Source organism: Azospira sp. (assembly GCF_030247495.1).
GTDB classification, from domain to species: domain Bacteria; phylum Pseudomonadota; class Gammaproteobacteria; order Burkholderiales; family Rhodocyclaceae; genus Azospira; species Azospira oryzae.
Window position 1 is genome coordinate 215,436 of record NZ_JAOTRW010000008.1, and the last position, 24,904, is coordinate 240,339.

Below are 24,904 nucleotides of genomic sequence, written 5' to 3' on the forward strand. Positions count from 1 at the left end.
TTACTTCTTCTTGGTTTCCTTGAGCGCGACCACTTCGTCGGCATACCGCACGCCCTTGCCCTTATAGGGTTCAGGCTTACGATAAGCGCGAACTTCAGCCGCTACCTGCCCCACCGCCTGCTTGTCCACACCCTTGATGAGGATTTCAGTCTGGCTCGGAGTCTCCACCTTGACGCCAGCAGGCATCTTGTGGGCCACCGGATGGGAAAAGCCGAGGGTCAGGTTCAGGGTGTCGCCCTGGGCCTGAGCACGGTAACCCACGCCGACCAGCGTCAGCTTGCGCTCAAAACCCTTGGTAACACCGGTCACCATATTGTTCAGATTGGCACGCATGGTGCCCCACAGAGCACCAGCACCTTCAACGCCTTCCACCGGGGAGCAAACCAGTTGCTCGCCCTCGACCTTCACGACCACAGCCGGGTTGGCCTTCAGCTTCAGCACGCCAAGGGGGCCCTTGACGGAGATCTCTTCACCCAGAGCAACTTCCACACCCTTGGGCAGCGAAATAGGATTCTTACCTACACGGGACATGGTTCCCCCTTACGCAACGATGCAGAGGACTTCGCCACCCACGTTCTGGGTGCGTGCCTTGCGGTCGGTCATGACGCCCTTGGGGGTGGACACGATTGCCACGCCCAGGCCATTCATAACACGCGGAATATCCTGGCTGCCCTTATAGACACGCAGACCAGGCCGGGAGACGCGCTCGATGCGCTCAATAACCGGGCGGCCGGCGTAGTACTTCAGGGCAATCTCCAGAGAAGCCTTGCCTTCGATTTCGCGCACGGCGAAATCATCAATATAACCTTCGCCCTTAAGGACGTCGGCAATCGCCACTTTCAGCTTGGAGCAGGGCATCGTTACGGATGCCTTCTCGGCCTGCTGGGCGTTGCGGATGCGGGTCAGCATGTCCGCGATCGGATCGCTCATAGCCATCTTTATTCCTCCTGCTTACCAGCTGGCCTTGGTCATACCGGGAATCTCGCCCTTGAAGGCGGCTTCACGGAGCTTGTTGCGGCACAGGCCGAACTTGCGGAAAACACCGCGCGGACGACCGGTTACTTGGCAACGATTGCGCAGACGGGCGGGGCTGGAATTGCGCGGCAGTGCCTGCAGCTTCAGACGAGCCTCGAAGCGCTCGGCGTCAGAAAGGCTCTGATTGTCGATAACGGCCTGCAGGGCAGCACGCTTGGCAGCGTACTTTTCCACGAGCGCGCGACGCTTCTCTTCGCGATTGATGAGTGACAGTTTTGCCATTATCGCCTCAATTCTTGAAGGGGAACTTGAAGGCAGACAGGAGGGCCTTGGCTTCCTCGTCGCTCTTCGCGGTGGTGGTAATGCTGATATTCATCCCGCGCAGAGCATCGATCTTGTCGTACTCGATTTCGGGGAAAATGATCTGCTCTTTCACACCCATGTTGTAGTTGCCACGGCCGTCGAAGCCCTTGCCAGCCACGCCGCGGAAGTCACGCACGCGGGGCAGGGAAACGGTGATCAGGCGATCCAGGAACTCGAACATGCGGGGGCCACGCAGGGTGACCATGCAACCGATGGGGTAGCCGTCACGAATCTTGAAGCCAGCGATGGACTTGCGGGACTTGGTGACAACGGGCTTCTGACCAGCGATCTTCTGCATGTCGCCGACGGCATTTTCCAGGATCTTCTTGTCCTGAACAGCTTCGCCGACACCCATGTTCAGGGTGATCTTGGTGATGCGCGGCACTTCCATAACGGACTTGTAGCCGAACTGCTTGGTCAGCTCAGGCACCACGCTAGCTTTGTAGTAGTCGAAAAAACGCGCCATGACTATTCCTTAAGCGTCCAGGGTTTCGCCATTGGACTTGAACACGCGCACTTTCTTGCCGTCTTCAAGAATCTTGAAGCCAACGCGGTCAGCCTTCTGGGTCGCAGCATTGAACAGCGCGACGTTAGAGATGTGAATGGGCATGTCCTTGTCGACGATGCCACCAACCACGCCCTTGATGGGATTGGGCTTGACGTGCTTCTTGGCACGGTTCACACCCTCGACCACCACATGCTCGGCATCGACACGGCGAGCAACGGTACCGCGCTTGCCCTTGTCTTTGCCGGCGATGACGACAACCTCGTCACCCTTGCGAATCTTTTCCATCACCGCTCCTTACAGCACTTCGGGCGCCAGGGACACGATCTTCATGAAGCGCTCGGTACGCAATTCGCGCGTAACCGGCCCGAAGATACGGGTACCAATGGGCTCCAGCTTGGCATTGAGGAGCACCGCCGCGTTGTTGTCGAACTTGATCAGCGAGCCATCGGGACGACGCACACCCTTGGCGGTACGAACCACCACGGCGTTATACACGTCACCCTTTTTCACGCGACCACGGGGAGCGGCGTCCTTGATAGACACCTTGATGATGTCACCAACGGCCGCATAGCGACGCTTGGAGCCGCCCAGGACCTTGATACACATCACCGAACGCGCACCGGTATTATCGGCGACGTCCAGAATCGTCTGCATCTGAATCATTATTAACTCCAACTTTTCCCGCAACGGATCGCAGGCAGTCTTGGACCCCGAAGGGGGGAGGAACTAAAACAAAGGAGCCCGGCTGACACCGGGCACCTCGAAGAAGCGGGATAGTACACGCTCCTGAGAAAACGCGCAAGCCCTTTCGGGCTTGCCCATCATTAGATGATGGTTGCCTTTTCCAGCAGCTTGGTAACGCGCCAGGCCTTGGTGCGGGACAGAGGACGGGTTTCCTCGATCTCCACCAGGTCGCCAGCCTTGGCTTCGTTGTTTTCGTTGTGCGCGTGATACTTCTTGGACTTGGTCACGATCTTGCCGTAAACCGGGTGCTTCACGCGACGTTCGATCAGGACGGTGACGGTCTTTTCCATCTTGTCGCTGACCACGCGACCGATCAGGGTACGCTTGATGCTGGTGGTCTCGCTCATTGCTGTACCGCCTTTTCACGCATAAAGGTACGAACACGCGCAATATCCTTGCGCACCTTGTTCAGCTGGCTGGTATTGGCCAGCTGCTGCGTCGCAGCCTGCATGCGCAGGCTGAACTGGGCCTTCAGGAGCTCAACCAGCTCCGTGTTCAGCTCTTCGACGCTCTTCGCTTTCAACTCATTGGCTTTCATGGATTACCCCAACTGACGGGTCACGAAGGTGACAGCGAAGGGGATCTTGGCAGCAGCAAGGGCGAACGCCTCGCGAGCCAGAGCCTCATCCACACCGTCCATCTCGTACAGAACCTTACCCGGCTGAATTTCAGCCACGTAGTATTCCGGATTACCCTTACCGTTACCCATACGGACTTCGGCAGGCTTCTTGGAAATGGGCTTGTCCGGGAACACGCGGATCCAGATACGGCCGCCCCGCTTGATGTGACGGGTCATGGCACGACGCGCAGCTTCGATCTGACGGGAAGTCAGACGCCCGCGGGCGATGGCCTTGAGACCGAATTCACCAAAGCTAACCTTGGCACCGCGGGTAGCCAGACCGGTGTTACGGCCCTTCTGCTCCTTGCGGTATTTTCTGCGATTAGGCTGCAGCATCGTTGTTACCTGCCTTTCTTACGCGCTTGGCGGGGGCCTTGTCGCCCTCCACAGCCTTGGCCTCACCTTCAGCCTTGGCCTTCACAGTACGAGTGGTCTTGGGCTTGTCGGCACCTTCGCCAGGCTTGGCGGAGCGACGGGGCTTGCGCTGCTCGTCGGCACCGGCTTCCGGAGCCACGACAGCGGGCTGGCCGTTGGCGGACATTTCACCCTTGAACACCCAGACCTTGATACCGATGATGCCGTAGGTGGTGCGGGCTTCGGAGGTGGCGTAGTCGATGTCGGCGCGCAGGGTGTGCAGGGGCACACGACCTTCGCGGTACCATTCGGTACGGGCGATTTCAGCACCGTTCAAACGGCCGGAGCTCATGATCTTGATGCCCTGGGCACCCAGACGCATGGCGTTCTGCATGGCACGCTTCATGGCACGACGGAACATGATCCGCTTTTCCAGCTGCTGGGCGATGGAGTCGCCGATCAGCTGGGCATCGAGTTCCGGCTTGCGGATTTCTTCGATGCTGACGTGGACCGGCACACCCATGATGCGCTGCAGTTCGGCGCGCAGGTTGTCGATCTCTTCGCCCTTCTTGCCGATAACCACGCCCGGACGGGCGGAGAAGATGGTGACGCGGGCGTTCTTGGCGGGGCGCTCGATGAGAACGCGGCCGACGGACGCATGTGCCAGCTTCTTCTTGAGGTAGTCACGGACCCGGATGTCTTCGTTCAGCATGGTGGCGAAGTTCTGACTGTTCGCGTACCAGCGGGAAGCCCAGTTACGGTTCACGCTGAGGCGGAACCCGGTAGGATTAATCTTCTGTCCCATAACTCTTCCTCAGTTCCCGACGGTCACGAAAATGTGGCAGGTCTGCTTGATGATGCGATTGCCACGACCCTTCGCCCGAGCGGTGAAGCGCTTCAGAGACGTACCCTGTTCGACGTGAATGGTCTTGACCTTCAGTTCGTCGATATCGGCGCCGTCATTATGCTCGGCGTTGGCGATGGCAGACTCCAGAACCTTCTTAACGATCTTTGCGCCCTTTTGGGGAGCAAAGCCCAGGATGTTGAGCGCCTGGCCCACCGGCTTACCGCGAACCAGGTCAGCCACGAGGCGACCCTTCTGGGCGGAGAGGCGGACGCCGCGCAAAATAGCACGAGTTTCCATTTGCACTCCTTTACTTCTTCGCCTTCTTGCCGGCGGTATGACCCTTGAAAGTACGGGTCAGGGAGAATTCGCCGAGCTTGTGGCCGACCATGTTTTCGGTGACATACACCGGAATATGTTGCTTGCCGTTATGCACGGCAATGGTCAGACCGACGAAATCCGGCAGCACGGTGGAGCGGCGAGACCAGGTCTTGATCGGCCGCTTGTCGTTGCCAGCACGAGCGGCGTCGACTTTCTTCAGCAGGTGGGCATCGACGAACGGGCCCTTTTTTACAGAACGTCCCATAGATCTCTACCCCTTAACGCTTGTGACGACGCTGCACGATCATGGAGTTCGTGCGCTTGTTACGACGGGTACGATAACCCTTGGTCTTGGTACCCCAAGGACTAACCGGATGCATACCAGCTGCGGTACGGCCTTCACCACCACCGTGGGGGTGATCGACCGGGTTCATGACCACGCCACGAACGGTCGGACGAACACCGCGCCAGCGCATGGCACCGGCCTTACCGATGGAACGCAGGGAGTGCTCTTCGTTACCGACTTCACCGATGGTGGCCCGGCATTCGACGTGCACACGGCGGATTTCACCGGAGCGCAGACGCAGCTGAGCGTAAGAACCTTCACGAGCCAGCAGTTGCACGGAAGTACCAGCGGCGCGAGCCAGCTGAGCACCCTTGCCGGGCAGCATTTCCACGCAGTGAATAGTGCTACCCACCGGAATGTTGCGAATCGGCAGGGCGTTGCCAGACTTGATCGGAGCTTCGGAGCCGGAGATCACTTGCTGGCCGACCACCATGCCCTTGGGGGCAATGATGTAACGGCGCTCGCCGTCGGCGTAGCACAGCAGAGCCACGTTGGCGGAACGATTGGGATCGTACTCGAGGCGCTCGACCTTGGCCGGAATGCCGTCCTTGTTGCGCTTGAAGTCGACAACACGGTAGTGCTGCTTATGACCGCCGCCCTTGTGGCGAACGGTGATGCGACCGTTGTTGTTACGACCGGAACCGCGGGTCTGCTTCTCGAGCAGGCCGGCGAACGGCTTACCCTTGTACAGATCGGGGTTGACGACCTTCACGACGGCACGGCGGCCGGCGGAAGTCGGTTTAACTTTGATCAATGCCATGTTCTTACTCCCCGGCCGCGAAATTGATTTCCTGGCCCGGCTTCAGGCTGACGTAAGCCTTCTTCCAGCTCTTGCGGCGGCCGATGAAACGACCGAAGCGCTTTTCCTTGCCCTTGACGTTGGCCACCTGAACGGACTCGACCTGCACCTTGAAGAGCAGCTCGACAGCAGCCTTGATTTCCGGCTTGGTTGCATCGGAGGCAACCTTGAAAACCACCTGCTCGTTCTTATCGGCGATGAAAGTCGCCTTTTCGGAGATTTGCGGCGCCAGCAGCACCTGCAGCAGACGTTCTTGGCTCATCCCAGCAGCTCCTCAAACTTGGCCACAGCACCCTTGGTCACGAGGACCTTGGGGAAGCGCACCAGGGACACAGGATCGGCTTCGCTAACATCCAGAACCAGCACATTGGGCAGGTTGCGGGAAGCCAGGAAGACGTTCTCATCCAGGGAATCGGTAATCACCAGCACGGACTCGTAGCCCATACCCTTGATCTTCTGGGCGAACAGCTTGGTCTTGGGAGCCTCGACAGAGAGGTTTTCCACCACGGCCAGACGGTCATCACGGACCAGCTGGGAAAGGATGGAAGCCAGACCAGCACGGTACATTTTCTTGTTCACCTTCTGAGAGAAGTTCTCCTCAGGGGAATTCGGGAAAATGCGACCGCCTCCGCGCCACAGCGGGCTGCCATTGCTACCGGAACGTGCGCGTCCGGTACCCTTCTGGCGCCAGGGCTTGGTGGTGGTGTGCCGAACTTCGGAGCGATCCTTCTGCTTGCGGTTGGCGCTACGGGCGTTGGCCTGATAGGCCACAACCACCTGGTGCACCAGCGCTTCGTTGTACTCGCGGCCGAACAGGGCATCGGAAGCCTGCAGCTTGGCAGCTTCCTGACCGTTTTCGTTGATAACTTTCAGTTCCATCACGCCCCCTTAAGCCTTGACTGCCGGACGCACGATGACGTCGGAGCCCTTGGAGCCGGGAACAGCGCCTTTCACCAGCAGCAGCTGGCGCTCGACGTCGACCCGAACCACTTCCAGGCACTGCACAGTGCTCTTCACAGCACCCAGGTGACCGGCCATGCGCTTACCCGGGAACACGCGACCCGGATCCTGCGCCATACCGATGGAACCAGGAGCATTGTGAGACACGGAGTTACCGTGGCTGGCGCGGTTGGAGCTGAAGTTGTGACGCTTGATAGCGCCGGCAAAACCCTTACCCTGGGAGGTGCCGGTGATATCGACCTTCTGGCCAACAGCGAAGATGGTGACAGCGATCTGATCGCCAGCCTTCAGGCCAGCGAGCTGCTCAGCGGTCACGGGGAATTCTTTGAGCACGTGCCCAGCTTCAACACCAGCCTTGGCCAGATGACCAGCCAGAGACTTGTTGACGCGGGAGGCACGACGCTTGCCGAAAGTCACCTGAACGGCGGCATAGCCGTCGGTTTCAGGCGTTTTGATCTGGGACACACGGTTGTTCGACACGTCCAGCACAGTCACCGGGACGGTAGCACCGTCATCAGTGAACACGCGCGTCATGCCGACCTTGCGCCCAACAAGGCCTAGACTCATGGTTATTCTCCAAATGCCGGCTGCGATTGGCCGACAAGTAAGTCAAAATGGGCGACACCAAACGGAGTCGCCCGCGGAAAAGCGGTGGATTATATACGCAACCAGTCGCTTATTGCAACTTGATTTCGACGTCAACACCAGCCGGCAGGTCGAGCTTCATCAGAGCATCAACAGTCTTGTCGGTCGGATCGATGATGTCCATCAGGCGCAGATGGGTCCGGATCTCGAACTGATCGCGGGAAGTCTTGTTCACGTGCGGGGAACGCAGCACGTCGTAACGCTGGATGCGGGTGGGCAGGGGCACGGGGCCACGAACCACAGCACCGGTACGCTTGGCGGTTTCAACGATTTCCTGAGCGGATTGGTCGATCAGGCGGTAGTCGAAGGCCTTCAGACGGATACGGATTTTCTGGTTTTGCATGATATTTCCCAAAGAGCGATGGGGCGGGTGAAAGCCCGCCCCGAATGTAAAAATTACTCGATGATCTTGGCAACCACACCGGCGCCGACGGTACGGCCGCCTTCGCGGATAGCGAAGCGCAGACCTTCTTCCATGGCGATCGGAGCGATCAGCTTCACGGTCATCTGAATGTTGTCACCAGGCATAACCATTTCCACGCCTTCGGGCAGGGAGATGGCGCCGGTCACGTCAGTGGTCCGGAAGTAGAACTGGGGACGGTAGTTGTTGAAGAACGGGGTGTGACGACCACCTTCGTCCTTGGACAGAACATACACTTCGCCAGTGAAGTGGGTGTGGGGGGTGATGGAACCGGGCTTGGCCAGCACTTGGCCACGCTCAACTTCTTCACGCTTGGTGCCGCGCAGCAGCACGCCCACGTTGTCACCAGCCTGACCTTGGTCCAGCAGCTTGCGGAACATTTCCACGCCGGTGCAGGTGGTCTTGGTGGTGGGCTTGATACCCACGATTTCGATTTCTTCGCCGACCTTGACGATGCCGCGCTCGACACGACCGGTCACCACGGTACCGCGGCCAGAGATGGAGAACACGTCTTCGATGGGCAGCAGGAAGGGCTTGTCCACAGCCCGCTCGGGGGTGGGGATGTAGCTGTCCAGAGCGTCGGCCAGGGCCAGGATGGCGGGTTCGCCGATGTCGGACTGGTCACCTTCCAGAGCCTTCAGGGCGGAGCCCTTGACGATGGGAATGTCGTCGCCAGGGAAGTCGTACTTGGAGAGCAGCTCGCGCACTTCCATTTCGACCAGTTCCAGCAGTTCGGCGTCGTCCACCATGTCGCACTTGTTCAGGAACACGATGATGTAGGGCACGCCCACCTGACGAGCCAGCAGGATGTGCTCGCGGGTCTGGGGCATGGGGCCGTCAGCGGCGGAACAGACCAGAATGGCGCCGTCCATCTGAGCGGCACCGGTAATCATGTTCTTCACGTAGTCGGCGTGACCCGGGCAATCCACGTGAGCGTAGTGACGGGTGGCGGTTTCGTATTCGACGTGGGCGGTGTTGATGGTGATACCGCGGGCCTTTTCTTCAGGCGCAGCGTCGATCTGGTCGTAAGCCTTGGCTTCGCCACCGAACTTCTTGGACAGAATGGTGGTGATAGCAGCAGTCAGCGTGGTCTTACCGTGGTCAACGTGACCGATGGTGCCCACATTAACGTGCGGCTTCGTACGTTCAAACTTTTCCTTGGCCATCTTTCAATTCCTCAATTCGCAAAAATTCGATTACTTCTTGTTAATCACGGCTTCGGCGACGTTCTTCGGCGCCTCGGAGTAGTGCTTGAACTCCATGGAGTAGGTCGCACGACCCTGGGTCAGGGAGCGCAGCTGGGTGGCGTAGCCGAACATCTCGGCCAGGGGCACTTCAGCCTTCACTTCCTTGATGCCGCCGGGCAGATCATCCATACCCTGGACGATGCCGCGACGACCGGACAGGTCGCCCATGACGTTACCCATGTAGTCTTCCGGGGTTTCAACGACAACGGCCATCATCGGCTCCAGCAGCGTGGGCTGGGCCTTGCGCATACCTTCCTTGAATGCCATGGAGGCAGCCATGCGGAATGCGTTTTCGTTGGAGTCCACGTCGTGGTAGGAACCGTCGAACAGGGTGAACTTGATGTCGACCACCGGGAAGCCGGCCAGCACACCGCTGGAGATGGCGTCTTGCAGACCCTTGTCCACCGCGGGAATGAATTCGCGAGGCACGGTGCCGCCCTTGATGGCGTCGACAAACTCGTAGCCCTTGCCGGCTTCGTTCGGCTCGATCTTGAGCCAGACGTGACCGTACTGACCGCGACCGCCGGACTGCTTGACGAACTTGCCTTCCTGTTCGACAGCCTTCTTGATGCATTCGCGGTAGGCCACCTGGGGAGCACCCACGTTGGCTTCAACGCTGAATTCGCGCTTCATGCGGTCGACGATAATTTCCAGGTGCAGTTCGCCCATACCGGAAATGATGGTCTGACCGGATTCTTCGTCGGTACGCACGCGGAAGGACGGATCTTCGGCGGCCAGACGATTCAGGGCGATACCCATCTTCTCCTGGTCAGCCTTGGTCTTGGGCTCGACAGCCACGTGAATCACGGGATCCGGGAATTCCATGCGCTCGAGAATGATCGGAGCATCCGGATCGCACAGGGTTTCACCGGTGGTCACTTCCTTCAGGCCCACGCAGGCGGCGATGTCGCCGGCCAGAACTTCCTTGATTTCCTCGCGGTTGTTGGCGTGCATCTGCAGGATGCGGCCGATGCGTTCCTTACGACCCTTAATCGGGTTGTAAATGGTGGAGCCGGAGGTCAGGACGCCGGAGTACACGCGCACGAAGGTCAGCTGGCCGACGTAGGGGTCGGTCATCAGCTTGAAAGCCAGAGCGGAGAACTTGGAGTCGTCGGAAGCAACGCGGCAATCCTTCTCGCCGTTTTCCTTTTCGCCTTCAACAGGGGGAATATCCACCGGGGAGGGCAGCAGCTGAATAACAGCATCCAGCATGCGCTGCACACCCTTGTTCTTGAAGGCGGTACCGCACAGCATGGGCTGGATTTCGCAGTTGATGGTGCGAGTACGCAGGCCCAGCAGGATGTCGGCCTCAGGCAGATCACCCTCTTCCAGGTACTTGTTCATCAGCTCTTCAGACGCCTCGGCAGCAGCCTCGACCATCTGTTCGCGCCAGGTCTGGGCGGTCTCGACCAGATCAGCGGGAATGTCCTTGTACTCGAACTTCATACCCTGGGAGGCTTCGTCCCAGATGATGGCCTTCATCTTGATCAGATCGACCACGCCGGTGAAGGTATCTTCGGCACCGATCGGAATCACGATCGGCACGGGATTGCCCTTCAGACGGACCTTCATCTGCTCGACAACCTTGAAGAAGTTGGCGCCGGAGCGGTCCATCTTGTTCACGAAAGCCAGACGGGGCACCTTGTACTTGTTGGCCTGACGCCACACGGTCTCGGACTGGGGCTGAACGCCACCCACAGCACAGTAAACCATGCAGGCACCATCCAGCACACGCATGGAACGCTCCACCTCGATGGTGAAGTCCACGTGCCCCGGGGTGTCGATGATGTTGAAGCGGTGCTCGGGGAAGGAGTTGTCCATCCCCTTCCAGAAGCAAGTAGTAGCAGCGGAGGTAATGGTAATACCACGCTCCTGCTCCTGCTCCATCCAGTCCATGGTGGCAGCACCGTCGTGCACTTCACCGATTTTGTGGTTCACACCGGTGTAGTACAGGATGCGCTCGGTGGTAGTCGTCTTACCGGCGTCAATGTGAGCGCTAATACCGATATTGCGGTAGCGCTCGATGGGAGTTTTGCGAGCCACGTTAGTAACCTTCGCTGTAAACGTTTGTCAGGAGACGGTTAGAAACGGTAGTGGGCGAAGGCCTTGTTGGCTTCGGCCATACGATGCACTTCGTCACGCTTCTTCACGGCGCCGCCGCGGTTTTCGGCCGCTTCCAGCATTTCGGCAGCCAGACGCAGGCCCATGGTCTTTTCGGAACGCTTGCGGGCAGCCTCGCGCAGCCAACGCATGGCCAGAGCCATACGACGGGCAGGACGAACTTCCACGGGCACCTGGTAGTTGGCACCACCGACGCGACGGGACTTCACTTCCACCATGGGACGCACGTTGGCGATAGCGGAGGCAAACACTTCCAGAGGATCCTTGCCGGACTTGGAAGAAATCTGGTCGAAGGCACCGTAGACGATGCGCTCGGCCACGGACTTCTTGCCGCTTTGCATCACGGCATTCACAAACTTGGAGACATCCACGCTGCCGAACTTGGGATCGGGCAGGATGTCGCGTTTCGGTACTTCACGACGACGGGGCATAACAACCTCACTAGTTCACAATTCAGTTGCGACATTTCCGGAATAGAAATGACACATGGCCGCCCATGTGGGGGCGGCCACTTACTAAAACGACCTGATTAGGCCGCCTTCGGACGCTTGGCCCCGTACTTGGAACGGGACTGCTTACGATCCTTGACGCCCTGGGTATCCAGGGAGCCGCGCACGGTGTGGTAACGCACACCAGGCAAATCCTTCACACGACCACCGCGAATCAGGACCACGGAGTGCTCCTGCAGGTTGTGGCCTTCACCACCGATGTAGGAAATGACTTCGAAGCCATTGGTCAGACGAACCTTGCACACCTTACGCAGTGCGGAGTTCGGCTTCTTCGGAGTGGTGGTGTAAACACGGGTGCACACGCCACGCTTCTGGGGGCACTTTTCCAGAGCAGGAACCTTGCTCTTGGTAATTTCGGCCACCCGGGGCTTGCGCACGAGTTGGTTGATGGTCGGCATAACAAATCCTCATTTAGGCGGCTTTGCCGCCAAAACACTGAAACAGCGGGCTGACTGCCCGCCTCGCCTCAGCGATTTTTTTATCCAAACAAAGGCAATGATTAGCCTTTGCCGCGAAAAGACCCGAGATTTTATTGGGAAGCAACCCTCGAGTCAACGGTTGCTTCCCAAAGATCAGACGGCGTCGTTGCCGGCAGGCACTTCCTCGACAGCCACATCCTCCCCGCCCAGGACCCGGTCGAGGCCCTGGTCGTTGCCAGCAGCCTGCTGACGACGGGAATTGTGGTAGGCAAGACCGGTACCGGCAGGAATCAGGCGGCCGACGATGACGTTTTCCTTCAGGCCGCGCAGTTCGTCGCGCTTGCCCATGATGGCCGCTTCCGTCAGCACGCGGGTGGTTTCCTGGAAGGAAGCCGCGGAGATGAAGGAGTCGGTGGACAAGGAGGCCTTGGTGATACCGAGCAGCATGTAATCGTAGCTGGCGGGCAGCTTGCCTTCGGCAACGACGCGATCGTTCTCGTCCAGCACATCGGCGCGTTCGACCTGTTCGCTCTTGATGAAGCGGGTATCGCCCGGCTCGGTGATGGTGACCCGACGCAGCATCTGGCGCACGATAACTTCAATGTGCTTGTCGTTGATCTTCACGCCCTGCAGACGGTACACATCCTGCACTTCATCGGTGATGTAGCGGGCCAGGGCTTCGACACCCTTGAGCTTGAGGATTTCATGGGGATCGGGCTCGCCGTCCACAATGACTTCGCCCTTGTTCACCACCTGACCGTCGTGCACCATGACGTGCTTGTCCTTGAGGATCAGATACTCGTGGGCGACACCGTCCAGATCGGTGATGACCAGACGCTGCTTGCCCTTGGTGTCCTTGCCGAAGGAAACGGTACCGGTGTACTCGGCCAGCATGCCCACATCCTTGGGCGTACGGGCTTCGAACAGCTCTGCCACACGGGGCAGACCGCCGGTAATGTCGCGGGTCTTGGCGGATTCTTGCGGAATCTTCGCCAGCACGTCGCCGACACCCACCTGCTGGCCGTCGGCCACGGTGATGATGGAGCCCACCTGGAAGGTGATGGTCACGGCGTGCTCGGTGCCATGCATCTTCACTTCCTGGCCGTTCTCGTCCAGCAGCTTGACCTGGGGACGCAGGCCCTTGGCCTGGGCCTTGCCGCCGCGCTTGGGATCGATCACCACCAGGGTGGACAGGCCGGTCACATCGTCGATCTGCTTGGCGACGGTGGAACCTTCTTCCACGTTCTCGAACTTGATGGTACCGGCGTACTCGGTAATCATCGGACGGGTATGGGGATCCCAGGTCGCCAGCACGGCACCGGCCTTCACCACCTGACCGTCATCGGCGGTCAGGATGGCGCCGTAGGGCACCTTGTGACGTTCGCGCTCGCGGCCATTGTCGTCGGTCACCAGCACTTCGCCGGAACGGGTGAAGACGATCTTCTCACCCTTGACGTTGGTCACATAGCGCATGGTGGCAGTGAAGCGCACCACACCGTTGGACTTGGTATCGACCCGGTCGGCCACGGCAGCACGGGAAGCCGCACCGCCGACGTGGAAGGTCCGCATGGTCAGCTGGGTACCCGGTTCGCCGATGGACTGGGCGGCGATGACGCCGACAGCCTCACCCACATTGACCAGGGAGCCGCGGCCCAGATCACGGCCGTAGCACTTGGCGCACAGACCGTAACGGGTGTCGCAGGTCAGGGGGGTACGGACCTTGACTTCATCGATGCCCAGCTTGTCGATCAGATCGCACAGATCCTCGTCCACCAGGGTACCGGCTTCGATGACGGTTTCTTCGCTTTCCGGATTCACCACGTCAGCCACGACCACGCGGCCCAGAATACGGTCGCGCAGCGGCTCGATCACCTCACCGCCCTCGATCAGGGCCTTCATGGTGACGCCGTTCTGGGTGCCGCAATCGTCCTCGGTCACCACCAGATCCTGGGTCACATCCACCAGACGGCGAGTCAGGTAGCCGGAGTTGGCGGTCTTCAGTGCCGTATCGGCCAGACCCTTCCGCGCACCGTGGGTGGAGATGAAGTACTGAAGCACGTTCAGGCCTTCACGGAAGTTGGTGGTAATCGGCGTTTCGATAATGGAGCCGTCCGGCTTGGCCATCAGGCCCCGCATACCGGCCAGCTGGCGAATCTGGGCCGCGGAACCCCGGGCGCCGGAGTCGGCCATCATGTAGATGGAGTTGAAGGACTCCTGCTTCACGGTCTTGCCGTGACGGTCCACCACCTCTTCATGACCCAGCTGCTCCATCATGACCTTGGCCACCTGATCGCCGGTACGGCCCCAGATATCCACGACCTTGTTGTAGCGCTCACCGAAGGTCACCAGACCGTTGGTGTATTGGGTTTCGATTTCCTTAACTTCCTTCTCGGCCTCGGCGATGATGGTGTGCTTTTCGGTCGGCACACGCATGTCGTCAGAGCAGAAGGAGATGCCGGCACGGGTAGCCAGAGCGTAGCCGTTCTGCATCAGCTTGTCGGCGAACACCACCGTTTCCTTCAGGCCGCAACGGCGGAAGGAGGTGTTGATCAGCTTGGAGATTTCCTTCTTCTTCAGGGCCTTGTCGATGACGCTGAAAGGCAGGCCCTTGGGCAGGATCTCGGAAAGGATGGCACGGCCGCAGGTGGTGTTGTAGCGGGTGATCTTCTCCACCCACTCGCCGCTTTCGCCGCGCACATATTCCTTCAGACGCACGGAAACCTTGGCGTGCAGGTCGGCCAGGCCGGAATTCACGGCCCGCAGCACTTCGCTGACGTCAGCGAAGTTCATGCCTTCGCCCTTGGCGTTGATGCGGTCGCGGGTGGCGTAGTACAGACCCAGCACGATATCCTGGGACGGCACGATGATCGGTTCGCCGTTGGCCGGGGAGAGCACGTTGTTGGAGGCCAGCATCAGGGTGCGGGCTTCCATCTGGGCTTCCAGGGACAGGGGCACGTGGACAGCCATCTGGTCGCCGTCAAAGTCGGCGTTGAAGGCGGCACACACCAGGGGATGCAGCTGAATGGCCTTGCCTTCGATCAGGGTCGGCTCGAAAGCCTGGATACCCAGACGGTGCAGGGTCGGCGCACGGTTCAGCATGACCGGATGTTCGCGGATGACGTCTTCCAGGATGTCCCACACCACGGGCTCCTGGGATTCGACCATCTTCTTGGCCTGCTTGATGGTGGTTGCCAGGCCCATCAGTTCCAGCTTGTGGAAGATGAAGGGCTTGAACAGTTCCAGGGCCATCAGCTTGGGCAGACCGCACTGGTGCAGCTTGAGCTGGGGGCCCACCACGATCACGGAACGACCGGAGTAGTCCACCCGCTTGCCCAGCAGGTTCTGACGGAAGCGGCCGCCCTTGCCCTTGATCATGTCGGCCAGGGACTTCAGGGGGCGCTTGTTGGCGCCGGTCATGGCCTTGCCGCGGCGACCGTTGTCCAGCAGGGAGTCCACGGACTCCTGCAGCATGCGCTTTTCGTTGCGCACGATGATTTCCGGTGCCTTCAGCTCCAGCAGGCGCTTCAGACGGTTGTTCCGGTTAATGACGCGACGGTAGAGGTCGTTCAGGTCGGAAGTGGCGAAACGGCCGCCGTCCAGGGGCACCAGCGGACGCAGGTCCGGGGGCAGCACGGGCAGCACTTCCAGGATCATCCAGTCGGGCTTGATGCCGGACTTCTGGAAGCCTTCGAGGATCTTCAGGCGCTTGGCGATCTTCTTGTTCTTGGCTTCGGAACCGGTGGTTTCCAGTTCGCTGCGCAGACGCTCGACTTCGTGATCCAGGTCCAGGGTACGCAGCAGTTCGCGCACGGCCTCGGCACCCATCAGGGCGATGAAGTCGTCACCGTACTCTTCCACCTTGGCCAGGTAGTCGTCTTCGGTCAGCAGCTGGCCCCGGTTGAGGGAGGTCATGCCGGGCTCGATCACCACGTAGGCTTCGAAGTAGAGGACCCGCTCGATGTCGCGCAGGGTCATGTCCAGCACCATGCCGAGACGGCTGGGCAGGGACTTGAGGAACCAGATGTGGGCGGTCGGGCTGGCCAGCTCGATGTGGCCCATACGCTCGCGGCGCACCTTGGCCAGGGTTACTTCGACGCCGCACTTCTCGCAGATGACGCCACGATGCTTGAGGCGCTTGTACTTGCCGCACAGGCACTCGTAGTCCTTGATCGGGCCAAAGATCTTGGCGCAGAACAGGCCGTCACGCTCCGGCTTGAAGGTGCGGTAGTTGATGGTTTCCGGCTTTTTAACTTCGCCGTAGGACCAGGACCGGATCTTGTCCGGCGACGCGAGACTGATGGTGATCGCGTCGAATTCTTCTTCCTGGGTTACCTGCTTAAACAGATCGAGCAGTGCTTTCATTGTTCACTCCAACCGGGGTGTGAATCCAAAAAATTCCGTGTATCGGGCCAATTTGCTGCGTGGGGCGGCTTAGTACCGTTCCAGGTCGATGTCGATCGCCAGGGAGCGGATTTCCTTCACCAGCACGTTGAAGGATTCCGGCATGCCGGCATCGATCTTGTGCTCGCCCTTGACGATGTTTTCGTAAACCTTGGTACGACCATTCACATCGTCCGACTTCACGGTCAGCATTTCCTGCAGCACGTAGGAGGCGCCGTAGGCCTCCAGGGCCCACACTTCCATTTCACCGAAGCGCTGGCCACCGAACTGGGCCTTACCGCCCAGGGGCTGCTGGGTCACCAGGCTGTACGGGCCGGTGGAACGGGCGTGCATCTTGTCGTCCACCAGGTGGTGCAGCTTCAGGTAATGCATGTAGCCCACCGTCACCTGACGCTCGAAGGCGTCGCCGGTACGGCCGTCGTGCAGGGTGATCTGGCCGGATTCGGGCATGCCCGCGAGACGCAGCATGGCCTTGATTTCGGCTTCGTCGGCACCGTCGAACACCGGGGTGGCGAAAGGCACGCCAGTGGTCAGGTTGCCGGCCAGTTCCATGATTTCCTGGTCGTTCAGCTCGTTCAGGTTTTCCTTCTTGCCTTCGGAGTTGTAGATCTCTTCCAGGAACTTGCGCACTTCGGCAGCCTTGGCGCCGGCCTGCAGCATGTCGCCGATCTTGTAGCCCAGGCCCTTGGCGGCCCAGCCCAGGTGCACTTCCAGAATCTGGCCCACGTTCATCCGGGACGGCACACCCAGGGGGTTCAGCACGATATCCACGGGACGGCCGTCGGCCATGTAGGGCATGTCTTCCACGGGCACGATGCGGGAAACCACACCCTTGTTACCGTGGCGGCCGGCCATCTTGTCGCCGGGCTGCAGGCGGCGCTTCACGGCCACGTAGACCTTGACCATCTTCTGCACACCCGGGGGCAGTTCGTCGCCCTGGGTCAGCTTCTTGCGCTTCTCTTCGAAGGCAATGTCGAAGTCCTTGCGGGTCTGCTCCAGGGATTCCTTCAGCTGTTCCAGTTGCTGGGCGACTTCCTCGTCGGCCATGCGCACGTCGAACCAGTTGTGGGGATCGATGCCGTCCAGGTATTCCTGGGTCACGACAGTGCCCTTGGCCAGCTTCTTCGGACCGCCGTTGGCCGGCTTGCCGGTGATCAGGCGACCGACACGGGCGAAGGTGTCACGCTCCACAATGCGCATCTGGTCAGCCAGATCCTGCTTGTAGCCACGCAGATGGTCGTCGATGATGGACTGGGCGCGCTTGTCGCGTTCGATGCCTTCGCGGGTGAACACCTGCACGTCGATGACGGTGCCGGCGATACCGGACGGCACGCGCAGGGAGGTGTCCTTAACGTCGGAGGCCTTCTCGCCGAAGATGGCGCGCAGCAGCTTTTCTTCCGGCGTCAGCTGGGTCTCGCCCTTGGGGGTGACCTTACCCACCAGCACGTCGCCGGCTTCCACTTCGGCGCCAATGTACACCACGCCGGATTCGTCCAGACGGGACAGCTGTACCTCGCCCAGGGAGGCGATGTCGCGGGTGATTTCCTCGGGGCCGAGCTTGGTGTCGCGGGCCACCACGGTCAGTTCTTCGATGTGGATGGAGGTGTAGCGGTCTTCCGCCACCACGCGCTCGGAGATCAGGATCGAGTCTTCGAAGTTGTAGCCGTTCCAGGGCATGAAGGCGATCAGCATGTTCTGACCGAGGGCCAGTTCGCCCTTGTCGGTAGAAGCGCCGTCGGCCACCACGTCACCCTTGGCGATGATGTCGCCCATCTTCACCAGCGGACGCTGGTTGATGTTGGTGTTCTGGTTGGAACGGGTGTACTTGGTCAGGTTGTAGATGTCCACGCCGACTTCGCCCGGCACGGTTTCATCGTCATGCACACGGACCACGACGCGGGAAGCATCCACGTAATCCACCACGCCGCCACGCAGGGCCTGCACGGCGGTGCCGGAGTCCACGGCCACGGTGCGTTCGATGCCGGTACCGACCAGGGGCTTCTCCGGACGCAGGCAGGGCACAGCCTGACGCTGCATGTTGGCGCCCATCAGGGCCCGGTTCGCATCGTCGTGCTCGAGGAAGGGGATCAGGGAGGCAGCGACGGAAACGATCTGGCCCGGGGCCACGTCCATGTACTGGACGCGGGACGGTTCGGCCAGGATGGTTTCACCCTTTTCGCGGCAGGTCACCAGCTCGTCCACCAGGGTGCCGTCGGCACCCAGGGCGGCGTTGGCCTGGGCCACCACGTAAGCGCCTTCTTCAATGGCGGAGAGGTATTCGATCTGGTCGGTCACCTTGCCGTCCACCACCTTGCGGTAGGGGGTTTCCAGGAAACCGTAGGAGTTGGTGCGGGCGAACAGGGCCAGGGAGTTGATCAGGCCGATGTTCGGACCTTCCGGGGTTTCGATCGGGCAGACGCGGCCGTAGTGGGTCGGATGCACGTCGCGCACTTCGAAGCCGGCGCGTTCGCGGGTCAGACCGCCCGGGCCCAGGGCGGAAACGCGCCGCTTGTGGGTGATCTCGGACAGGGGGTTGGTCTGGTCCATGAACTGGGACAGCTGGCTGGAGCCGAAGAATTCCTTGATGGCGGCGCTGATCGGCTTGGCGTTGATCAGGTCGTGGGGCATCAGGTTGTCGGACTCGGCCTGGGACAGGCGCTCCTTGACGGCGCGCTCGACGCGCACCAGACCGGCGCGGAACTGGTTCTCAGCCAGTTCGCCGACGGAACGCACACGGCGGTTGCCCAGGTGATCGATGTCGTCGATTTCGCCGCGACCGTTGCGCAGTTCCACCAGCAGCTTGATGGATTCGACGATGTCGCGGGGCGACAGGGTCAGCTGCTCGCGCACTTCGACGTTGGCGCCCAGGGCCTTCAGTTGGGCGGCCAGGGTGTGGGCGGCTTCTTCGGTCAGATTTTCGGCAGCGGCACGGGAACCATACTGCAGCTCGTTCAGGATTTCCTGGACGGTGCCCTGATTGGCGCCGGTGAACTCGGCGATGGCCTTGGCCAGCGCTTCGGTCTTGTGCGGAGCGTTCTTGATGGTGACCTTGTACTCGACCACATCGGGACGGCCGATGCGACGGTTGAACTTCATGCGGCCCACACCGGACAGATCGTAGCGATCGTCGGAGTAGAAGAGACCGTTGAAGAGGATCTCCACGGCTTCTTCGGTGGGCGGTTCGCCGGGGCGCATCATGCGGTAGATGGCGACGCGGGCGGCCTGCTTGGTGGCGGTATCGTCAGCACGCAGGGTGTTGGAGATGAAGGCGCCACGGTCCAGATCGTTGGTGTACAGGGTCTGGAATTCGGCCACGCCGGCTTCCCGCAGCTTGGCCAGCAGGGACTCGGTGATTTCATCGTTGGCATTGGCGATGACTTCGCCGCTGTCCTTGTCGATGATGTTGTGACCGATGACGCGGCCGACCAGGAAGTCGTCGGGCACGGCGATGTGCTTGATGCCGGCAGCGTCCAGATCGCGGATGTGCTTGGCGGTGATGCGCTTGTCCTTCGGCACGATGACCTTGCCGGCCTTGTCGCAGAAATCGAAGCGGGCGGTTTCGCCGCGCAGACGCTCGGGCACCAGGGTGAAGTCGGCGCCGTTCTTCAGCAGCTTGAAGTCGTCGAATTCGAAGAAACCGGCCAGGATCTGCTCATTGGTCAGGCCGATGGCCTTGAGCAGGGTGGTGACGGGCATCTTGCGGCGACGGTCAACGCGGAAGAAGAGGATGTCCTTCGGATCGAATTCGAAGTCCAGCCAGGAACCGCGGTAGGGAATCACGCGGGCGGAGAACAGCAGCTTGCCGGAAGAATGGGTCTTGCCGCGGTCGTGCTCGAAGAACACGCCGGGGGAACGGTGCAGCTGGGAGACGATGACCCGCTCGGTACCGTTGATGACGAAAGAACCGGTGGTGGTCATGAGCGGAATCTCGCCCATGTACACTTCCTGCTCCTTCACTTCCTTCACGGTATCCGGAGCTTCCCGGTCCATGATCACCAGGCGCACCTTGGCGCGCAGGGCGGAAGCGAAGGTCAGGCCCCGTTGCTGACATTCCTTGACGTCGAAGGCGGGCTCGGCCAGCTGGTAGCTGACGAACTCCAGCCGGGCATTGCCGGAATGGGAAACGATGGGGAAGATGGAGCCGAAAGCGGCCTGAAGCCCTTGATTGCGACGCTTGGCGGTGGGCAGTTCCGCCTGCAGGAAGGCCGTATAGGATTCCAGCTGGGTGGCCAGCAAGAACGGCACGTCGAGCACGCTTGCACGCTTGGCAAAACTCTTGCGGATGCGTTTTTTCTCGGTGTAGGAGTAGGTCATGGTCGCTCCGAGCTCAGAAAGCAAAATTCCTCAAAAGAGGTTGGATCCGCCGATGTTCCCGGCGGCTGCAACGGATAAACGCAAGCTTCATCTTTTCTGCCTGTCCGGCGCAGGCGCCGGGAGATGATGCTTGCGTTTATACGTTGCGCAGTACTGGGTGATGCTGTTGGAACCGTTGAAACGCCTGGGCGTTTCAGAAAAGCACAAATGGGCTGGCGGCAAAAATGCCGCCAGCCCATGGCAAGCGAGTCGAATTTACTTGACTTCGACCTTGGCGCCAGCTTCTTCCAGCTGCTTCTTCAGGGCTTCAGCGTCAGCCTTGGAGATGCCTTCCTTCACAGCCTTGGGAGCGCCGTCGACGACGTCCTTGGCTTCCTTCAGGCCCAGGCCGGTAGCAGCGCGGACGACCTTGATGACTTCAACCTTCTTGTCGCCGGCAGCAGCCAGGACCACGGTGAACTCGGTCTGCTCTTCAGCAGCAGCGCCACCGGCGGCAGCGCCGGGAGCGGCCACGGCCATAGCGGCAGCGGAAACGCCAAACTTCTCTTCGAAAGCCTTGACCAGGTCGTTCAGGTCCATAACGGTCATGGAACCGACGGCTTCCAGGATGTCTTCTTTGGTAATAGCCATTTAGATAACTCCTAATTCAAATCGGAAATGCAAGTGTTCGACAGGCCGATCAGGCAGCAGCGCCTTCGGCTTCGCGCTTCTTGGCGAGAGCGCCCATAGCCACGGCAAAGCCGGACACGGGAGCCTTCATCACGCCCAGCAGCTTGGCCAGCAGCTCGTCGCGGCTCGGGATGGAAGCCAGGGCTTGCACGCCAGCCTTGTCCATCACCTTACCGGCGTAAGAGCCAGCCTTCAGCACCAGCTTGTCGTTGGTCTTGGCAAAGTCGTTGAGGACCTTGGCAGCGGCAACAGGGTCAGCGGAAACGCTGTAAATCAGCGGACCGACCATGTGCTCAGCCAGGCCGGCGAAGGCGGTGTCAGCCACCGCACGACGCACCAGGGTGTTCTTCAGCACACGCAGGTAAACACCAGATTCGCGGGCTTTTTTCCGCAGCACGGTGAGATCGCCCACCTCGATACCGCGGTACTCAGCCACGACGATGGTCTGGGCGTTGGCTACCTGTGCCGACACCTCTGCCACGACGGCTTTCTTGTCATTAAGATTGAGACCCATAGGTCTTTCCTCCTTTCAAGTCTAAACACGGCGGCTCGGAAGCCGAATCCGCCGCACCCACGGCGACCTGAATCAGGGAATCATGCCGGAAACCGGCCAAAATCCTGTTTCGGGAACACCGTCTGCGCAGGCCCCTCGCGGAACTTAAGCTACCGGGAAGAGGACTTCCCGGCGGCACCTGCGGTCTTTGACGATCCGCGGCCCCACCCCGGAGGGAGAGGCCACGGCCCAAAGTTCTTTTTGCTGCGAATGCCTTAGGCGACCAGGGTGGCCTGGTCCACGCGCACGCCGGGGCCCATGGTGCTGGACACGGCGACCTTGCGCAGGTACTGACCCTTGGAGGAAGCGGGCTTGGCCTTGTTCAGGGCATCGATCAGGGCCTTCAGGTTCTCTTCCAGCTTTTCAACCGGGAAGGAAGCACGACCGATGGTGGCGTGGATGATGCCGCCCTTGTCGGTACGGTACTGAACCTGACCGGCCTTGGCGTTCTTCACGGCGGTAGCCACGTCCATGGTCACGGTGCCGACCTTGGGGTTCGGCATCAGGCCGCGGGGGCCCAGGATCTGACCCAGGGCGCCGACGACACGCATGGCGTCGGGAGTGGCGATGACCACGTCGAAATTCAGGTTGCCGCCCTTGACCTGTTCGGCCAGGTCGTCGAAACCGACCACGTCGGCGCCGGCAGCCTTGGCAGCCTCGGCCTTGTCGCCCTGGGCGAACACGGCGACGCGAACACTCTTGCCGGTACCGGCGGGCAGCACCACGGAGCCACGAACCAGCTGGTCGGACTTGCGCGCGTCGATACCCAGGTTCACGGCCACGTCGATGGATTCATCGAACTTGGCGGTGGCGGTTTCCTTGGCCAGGGTCAGGGCTTGGGCAACGGCATAAGCCTTGTTGCGGTCGATCTTGCCCTGCAGGGCCTTTTGCTTCTTGGTCAGCTTTGCCATGTTACAGACCCTCCACCGTGATGCCCATGGACCGGGCGGAGCCGGCGATGGTGCGAACAGCTGCTTCCAGGTCGGCAGCGGTCAGATCGGGAGACTTGGCCTTGGCAATGTCCTCGCACTGGGCGCGGGTGATCTTGCCAACCTTGTCGGTATGGGGCTTAGCGGAGCCCTTTTGAATGCCGGCGGCCTTCTTGATCAGAATGGTGGCCGGGGGAGTCTTCATCACGAAGGTGAAGGACTTGTCCGCGAAAGCGGTGATCACCACGGGGATGGGCAGACCGGGTTCCACACCTTGGGTCTGGGCGTTGAAGGCCTTGCAGAACTCCATGATGTTGAGGCCGCGTTGGCCCAGGGCGGGGCCGATGGGGGGCGACGGATTCGCCTTGCCGGCCGGCACTTGCAGCTTGATAAAGCCGATGATTTTCTTTGCCATGATGGCTCCTAACTGGATGAGTATTAGCGCGGGTTGGGCGGCTGACGCCGCCTACTGACGCTCCTCTTGCTCGGAATTGGCGGGTTCCGGCCCCCGTCCTGCTGAATTCTTGGCGAAGCGAAACGACTCAGGACTTCTCGACCTGGCCGAACTCCAGCTCCACCGGCGTGGCGCGACCGAAGATGGTCACGGAAACACGCAGCTTGCTCTTCTCGTAATTGACGTCCTCGACGGAGCCGTGGAAGTCGGTGAACGGACCTTCCTTGACCCGCACCACTTCGCCGATCTCGAACAGCGTCTTGGGACGGGGCTTCTCCACCCCTTCCTGCATCTGCTGCATGATCTTGTCCACTTCCTTCTCGGAAATGGGGGTGGGCTTGGTGGCGGTGCCGCCGACGAAACCGGTGACCTTGGAGGTGTTCTTCACCAGGTGCCAGGTGTCGTCGTTCATTTCCATTTCCACCAGCACGTAGCCGGGGAAGAACTTGCGTTCGGAAATGCTCTTTTGGCCGCCCTTCATTTCCACGACTTCTTCGACGGGAACGAGGATGCGACCAAACATGTCTTCCATGCCAGCGCGCTGGATGCGATCCACCAGGGCACGCTGCACGCTCTTCTCAAAACCGGAATAGGCGTGAACTACATACCAGCGTTTGCTCATGATTTTTTCCAACCCAGGACCACATCATAGAGGAGCCATTCCAGACTCTTGTCCGTCAGCCAGAGAAAGATGGCCATGACGACCATGAAGACGAATACTACGCCGGTCGTCTGCAACGTTTCCTTGCGGCTCGGCCAGACAACCTTTTTGGATTCGGCAACCGCCTCCCGGCCGAAAATGAAAAAGCGCATTCCGGGCTCGGTTTTCCAGGCCACGGCGGCAGCCGCGACCAGACCAACCAGAACCACCAGAACGCGCAGGATCATTGCCTGCTCGGAGAGGACATAAAAGCCGGCCACGCCAGCGGCAAGCAACAGAAGCGCCAGCGCAAACTTGATCTTGTCGGCCATGTATCTCGCGTCTTATTGGATGGCAGGGGCGGAGGGTCTCGAACCCCCAACCTTCGGTTTTGGAGACCGACGCTCTGCCAATTGAGCTACGCCCCTGCAGCAGAGACTACAAAAGCGCCCCGAGGGTCGGGACGCTTTTACTTAAACCGAGTAAAAATTACTCGATGATCTTGGCAACCACACCGGCGCCGACGGTACGGCCGCCTTCGCGGATAGCGAAGCGCAGACCTTCTTCCATGGCGATCGGGGCGATCAGCTTCACGGTCATCTGAATGTTGTCACCAGGCATGACCATTTCCACGCCTTCGGGCAGGGAGATGGCGCCGGTCACGTCAGTGGTCCGGAAGTAGAACTGGGGACGGTAGTTGTTGAAGAACGGGGTGTGACGACCACCTTCGTCCTTGGACAGAACATACA

29 protein-coding genes, 1 tRNA gene and 1 pseudogene are annotated in these 24,904 nt (G+C 60.3%); all 31 read right to left on the bottom strand.

The features are described from left to right. A complete protein-coding gene (rplF, locus tag OEL49_RS13510; protein WP_014235464.1) occupies positions 1 to 531 on the bottom strand; it encodes a 50S ribosomal protein L6 in 531 nt (176 codons plus the stop codon). A 9-nt stretch (positions 532 to 540) separates the two neighbouring features. Beyond that, positions 541 to 936, bottom strand: coding sequence for a 30S ribosomal protein S8 (gene rpsH / locus OEL49_RS13515; RefSeq protein WP_014235465.1), 396 nt, complete (start codon positions 934 to 936; stop codon positions 541 to 543). Between the two features lie 15 nt (positions 937 to 951). Beyond that, complete coding sequence (rpsN, locus tag OEL49_RS13520; protein ID WP_014235466.1) at positions 952 to 1,257, bottom strand: 30S ribosomal protein S14; 306 nt, start codon at positions 1,255 to 1,257, stop codon at positions 952 to 954. A 7-nt stretch (positions 1,258 to 1,264) separates the two neighbouring features. Further along, a complete protein-coding gene (gene rplE, locus OEL49_RS13525; RefSeq protein ID WP_014235467.1) occupies positions 1,265 to 1,804 on the bottom strand; it encodes a 50S ribosomal protein L5 in 540 nt (179 codons plus the stop codon). A 9-nt stretch (positions 1,805 to 1,813) separates the two neighbouring features. Next, entirely contained in the window at positions 1,814 to 2,134 is a 321-nt protein-coding gene (gene rplX, locus OEL49_RS13530) for a 50S ribosomal protein L24 (RefSeq protein ID WP_238526322.1), read from the bottom strand. Positions 2,135 to 2,140: 6 nt separating this feature from the next. After that, positions 2,141 to 2,509, bottom strand: coding sequence for a 50S ribosomal protein L14 (gene rplN / locus OEL49_RS13535; RefSeq protein WP_014235469.1), 369 nt, complete (start codon positions 2,507 to 2,509; stop codon positions 2,141 to 2,143). Between the two features lie 161 nt (positions 2,510 to 2,670). Then, positions 2,671 to 2,937: a 30S ribosomal protein S17 gene (gene rpsQ / locus OEL49_RS13540; protein ID WP_014235470.1), complete on the bottom strand. Its 267-nt coding sequence runs from the start codon at positions 2,935 to 2,937 to the stop codon at positions 2,671 to 2,673. Continuing rightward, positions 2,934 to 3,128, bottom strand: coding sequence for a 50S ribosomal protein L29 (gene rpmC, locus OEL49_RS13545; protein WP_014235471.1), 195 nt, complete (start codon positions 3,126 to 3,128; stop codon positions 2,934 to 2,936). The genes rpsQ and rpmC overlap by 4 nt, the downstream gene beginning before the upstream one ends. 3 nt (positions 3,129 to 3,131) lie before the next feature. Further along, the gene (rplP, locus tag OEL49_RS13550; RefSeq protein WP_014235472.1) at positions 3,132 to 3,545 is read right to left on the bottom strand and encodes a 50S ribosomal protein L16; all 414 of its coding nucleotides are present in this window, start codon (positions 3,543 to 3,545) and stop codon (positions 3,132 to 3,134) included. Next, positions 3,532 to 4,368 (bottom strand): 30S ribosomal protein S3, encoded by an 837-nt coding sequence (gene rpsC, locus OEL49_RS13555; RefSeq protein WP_014235473.1) that lies wholly within the window; start codon positions 4,366 to 4,368, stop codon positions 3,532 to 3,534. Before rpsC ends, rplP begins: the two co-directional genes overlap by 14 nt. Before the next feature lie 9 nt (positions 4,369 to 4,377). Continuing rightward, positions 4,378 to 4,707, bottom strand: coding sequence for a 50S ribosomal protein L22 (gene rplV, locus OEL49_RS13560; protein ID WP_014235474.1), 330 nt, complete (start codon positions 4,705 to 4,707; stop codon positions 4,378 to 4,380). A 10-nt stretch (positions 4,708 to 4,717) separates the two neighbouring features. Further along, positions 4,718 to 4,993, bottom strand: a complete 276-nt coding sequence (gene rpsS, locus OEL49_RS13565; RefSeq protein ID WP_014235475.1) for a 30S ribosomal protein S19 — start codon at positions 4,991 to 4,993, stop codon at positions 4,718 to 4,720. Between the two features lie 13 nt (positions 4,994 to 5,006). Continuing rightward, a complete protein-coding gene (gene rplB, locus OEL49_RS13570) occupies positions 5,007 to 5,834 on the bottom strand; it encodes a 50S ribosomal protein L2 (RefSeq protein ID WP_014235476.1) in 828 nt (275 codons plus the stop codon). Positions 5,835 to 5,838: 4 nt separating this feature from the next. Further along, positions 5,839 to 6,135, bottom strand: a complete 297-nt coding sequence (gene rplW, locus OEL49_RS13575; protein WP_014235477.1) for a 50S ribosomal protein L23 — start codon at positions 6,133 to 6,135, stop codon at positions 5,839 to 5,841. After that, positions 6,132 to 6,752, bottom strand: a complete 621-nt coding sequence (gene rplD / locus OEL49_RS13580) for a 50S ribosomal protein L4 (RefSeq protein ID WP_014235478.1) — start codon at positions 6,750 to 6,752, stop codon at positions 6,132 to 6,134. The genes rplW and rplD overlap by 4 nt, the downstream gene beginning before the upstream one ends. 9 nt (positions 6,753 to 6,761) lie before the next feature. Then, entirely contained in the window at positions 6,762 to 7,400 is a 639-nt protein-coding gene (gene rplC / locus OEL49_RS13585) for a 50S ribosomal protein L3 (RefSeq protein ID WP_014235479.1), read from the bottom strand. 109 nt (positions 7,401 to 7,509) lie between these two features. Further along, the gene (gene rpsJ, locus OEL49_RS13590) at positions 7,510 to 7,821 is read right to left on the bottom strand and encodes a 30S ribosomal protein S10 (protein ID WP_014235480.1); all 312 of its coding nucleotides are present in this window, start codon (positions 7,819 to 7,821) and stop codon (positions 7,510 to 7,512) included. A gap of 53 nt (positions 7,822 to 7,874) precedes the next feature. Then, positions 7,875 to 9,065 carry an elongation factor Tu gene (gene tuf, locus OEL49_RS13595; protein ID WP_014235481.1) on the bottom strand — a complete coding sequence of 397 codons (1,191 nt, stop codon included), beginning with the start codon at positions 9,063 to 9,065 and terminating at the stop codon, positions 7,875 to 7,877. Positions 9,066 to 9,095: 30 nt separating this feature from the next. After that, positions 9,096 to 11,189, bottom strand: a complete 2,094-nt coding sequence (fusA, locus tag OEL49_RS13600; protein WP_014235482.1) for an elongation factor G — start codon at positions 11,187 to 11,189, stop codon at positions 9,096 to 9,098. 38 nt (positions 11,190 to 11,227) lie between these two features. After that, the gene (gene rpsG, locus OEL49_RS13605) at positions 11,228 to 11,698 is read right to left on the bottom strand and encodes a 30S ribosomal protein S7 (protein ID WP_014235483.1); all 471 of its coding nucleotides are present in this window, start codon (positions 11,696 to 11,698) and stop codon (positions 11,228 to 11,230) included. A gap of 98 nt (positions 11,699 to 11,796) precedes the next feature. Further along, positions 11,797 to 12,174: a 30S ribosomal protein S12 gene (rpsL, locus tag OEL49_RS13610; RefSeq protein ID WP_014235484.1), complete on the bottom strand. Its 378-nt coding sequence runs from the start codon at positions 12,172 to 12,174 to the stop codon at positions 11,797 to 11,799. Positions 12,175 to 12,348: 174 nt separating this feature from the next. Next, the gene (rpoC, locus tag OEL49_RS13615; protein ID WP_014235485.1) at positions 12,349 to 16,557 is read right to left on the bottom strand and encodes a DNA-directed RNA polymerase subunit beta'; all 4,209 of its coding nucleotides are present in this window, start codon (positions 16,555 to 16,557) and stop codon (positions 12,349 to 12,351) included. A gap of 69 nt (positions 16,558 to 16,626) precedes the next feature. After that, positions 16,627 to 20,910, bottom strand: coding sequence for a DNA-directed RNA polymerase subunit beta (rpoB, locus tag OEL49_RS13620; RefSeq protein ID WP_014235486.1), 4,284 nt, complete (start codon positions 20,908 to 20,910; stop codon positions 16,627 to 16,629). Positions 20,911 to 21,165: 255 nt separating this feature from the next. Beyond that, entirely contained in the window at positions 21,166 to 21,540 is a 375-nt protein-coding gene (rplL, locus tag OEL49_RS13625; protein WP_014235487.1) for a 50S ribosomal protein L7/L12, read from the bottom strand. A 49-nt stretch (positions 21,541 to 21,589) separates the two neighbouring features. Continuing rightward, the gene (gene rplJ, locus OEL49_RS13630) at positions 21,590 to 22,093 is read right to left on the bottom strand and encodes a 50S ribosomal protein L10 (protein ID WP_014235488.1); all 504 of its coding nucleotides are present in this window, start codon (positions 22,091 to 22,093) and stop codon (positions 21,590 to 21,592) included. A gap of 254 nt (positions 22,094 to 22,347) precedes the next feature. Further along, positions 22,348 to 23,043 carry a 50S ribosomal protein L1 gene (rplA, locus tag OEL49_RS13635; protein ID WP_014235489.1) on the bottom strand — a complete coding sequence of 232 codons (696 nt, stop codon included), beginning with the start codon at positions 23,041 to 23,043 and terminating at the stop codon, positions 22,348 to 22,350. 1 nt (position 23,044) lies between these two features. After that, complete coding sequence (rplK, locus tag OEL49_RS13640; RefSeq protein WP_014235490.1) at positions 23,045 to 23,476, bottom strand: 50S ribosomal protein L11; 432 nt, start codon at positions 23,474 to 23,476, stop codon at positions 23,045 to 23,047. 127 nt (positions 23,477 to 23,603) lie between these two features. Then, positions 23,604 to 24,137, bottom strand: coding sequence for a transcription termination/antitermination protein NusG (gene nusG / locus OEL49_RS13645; protein WP_014235491.1), 534 nt, complete (start codon positions 24,135 to 24,137; stop codon positions 23,604 to 23,606). Continuing rightward, complete coding sequence (gene secE, locus OEL49_RS13650; RefSeq protein WP_014235492.1) at positions 24,134 to 24,487, bottom strand: preprotein translocase subunit SecE; 354 nt, start codon at positions 24,485 to 24,487, stop codon at positions 24,134 to 24,136. The genes nusG and secE overlap by 4 nt, the downstream gene beginning before the upstream one ends. 20 nt (positions 24,488 to 24,507) lie before the next feature. Continuing rightward, positions 24,508 to 24,583 (bottom strand) — tRNA-Trp (locus OEL49_RS13655). A gap of 61 nt (positions 24,584 to 24,644) precedes the next feature. Further along, positions 24,645 to 24,904, bottom strand: a pseudogene (tuf, locus tag OEL49_RS13660) (elongation factor Tu); the annotation flags it as partial.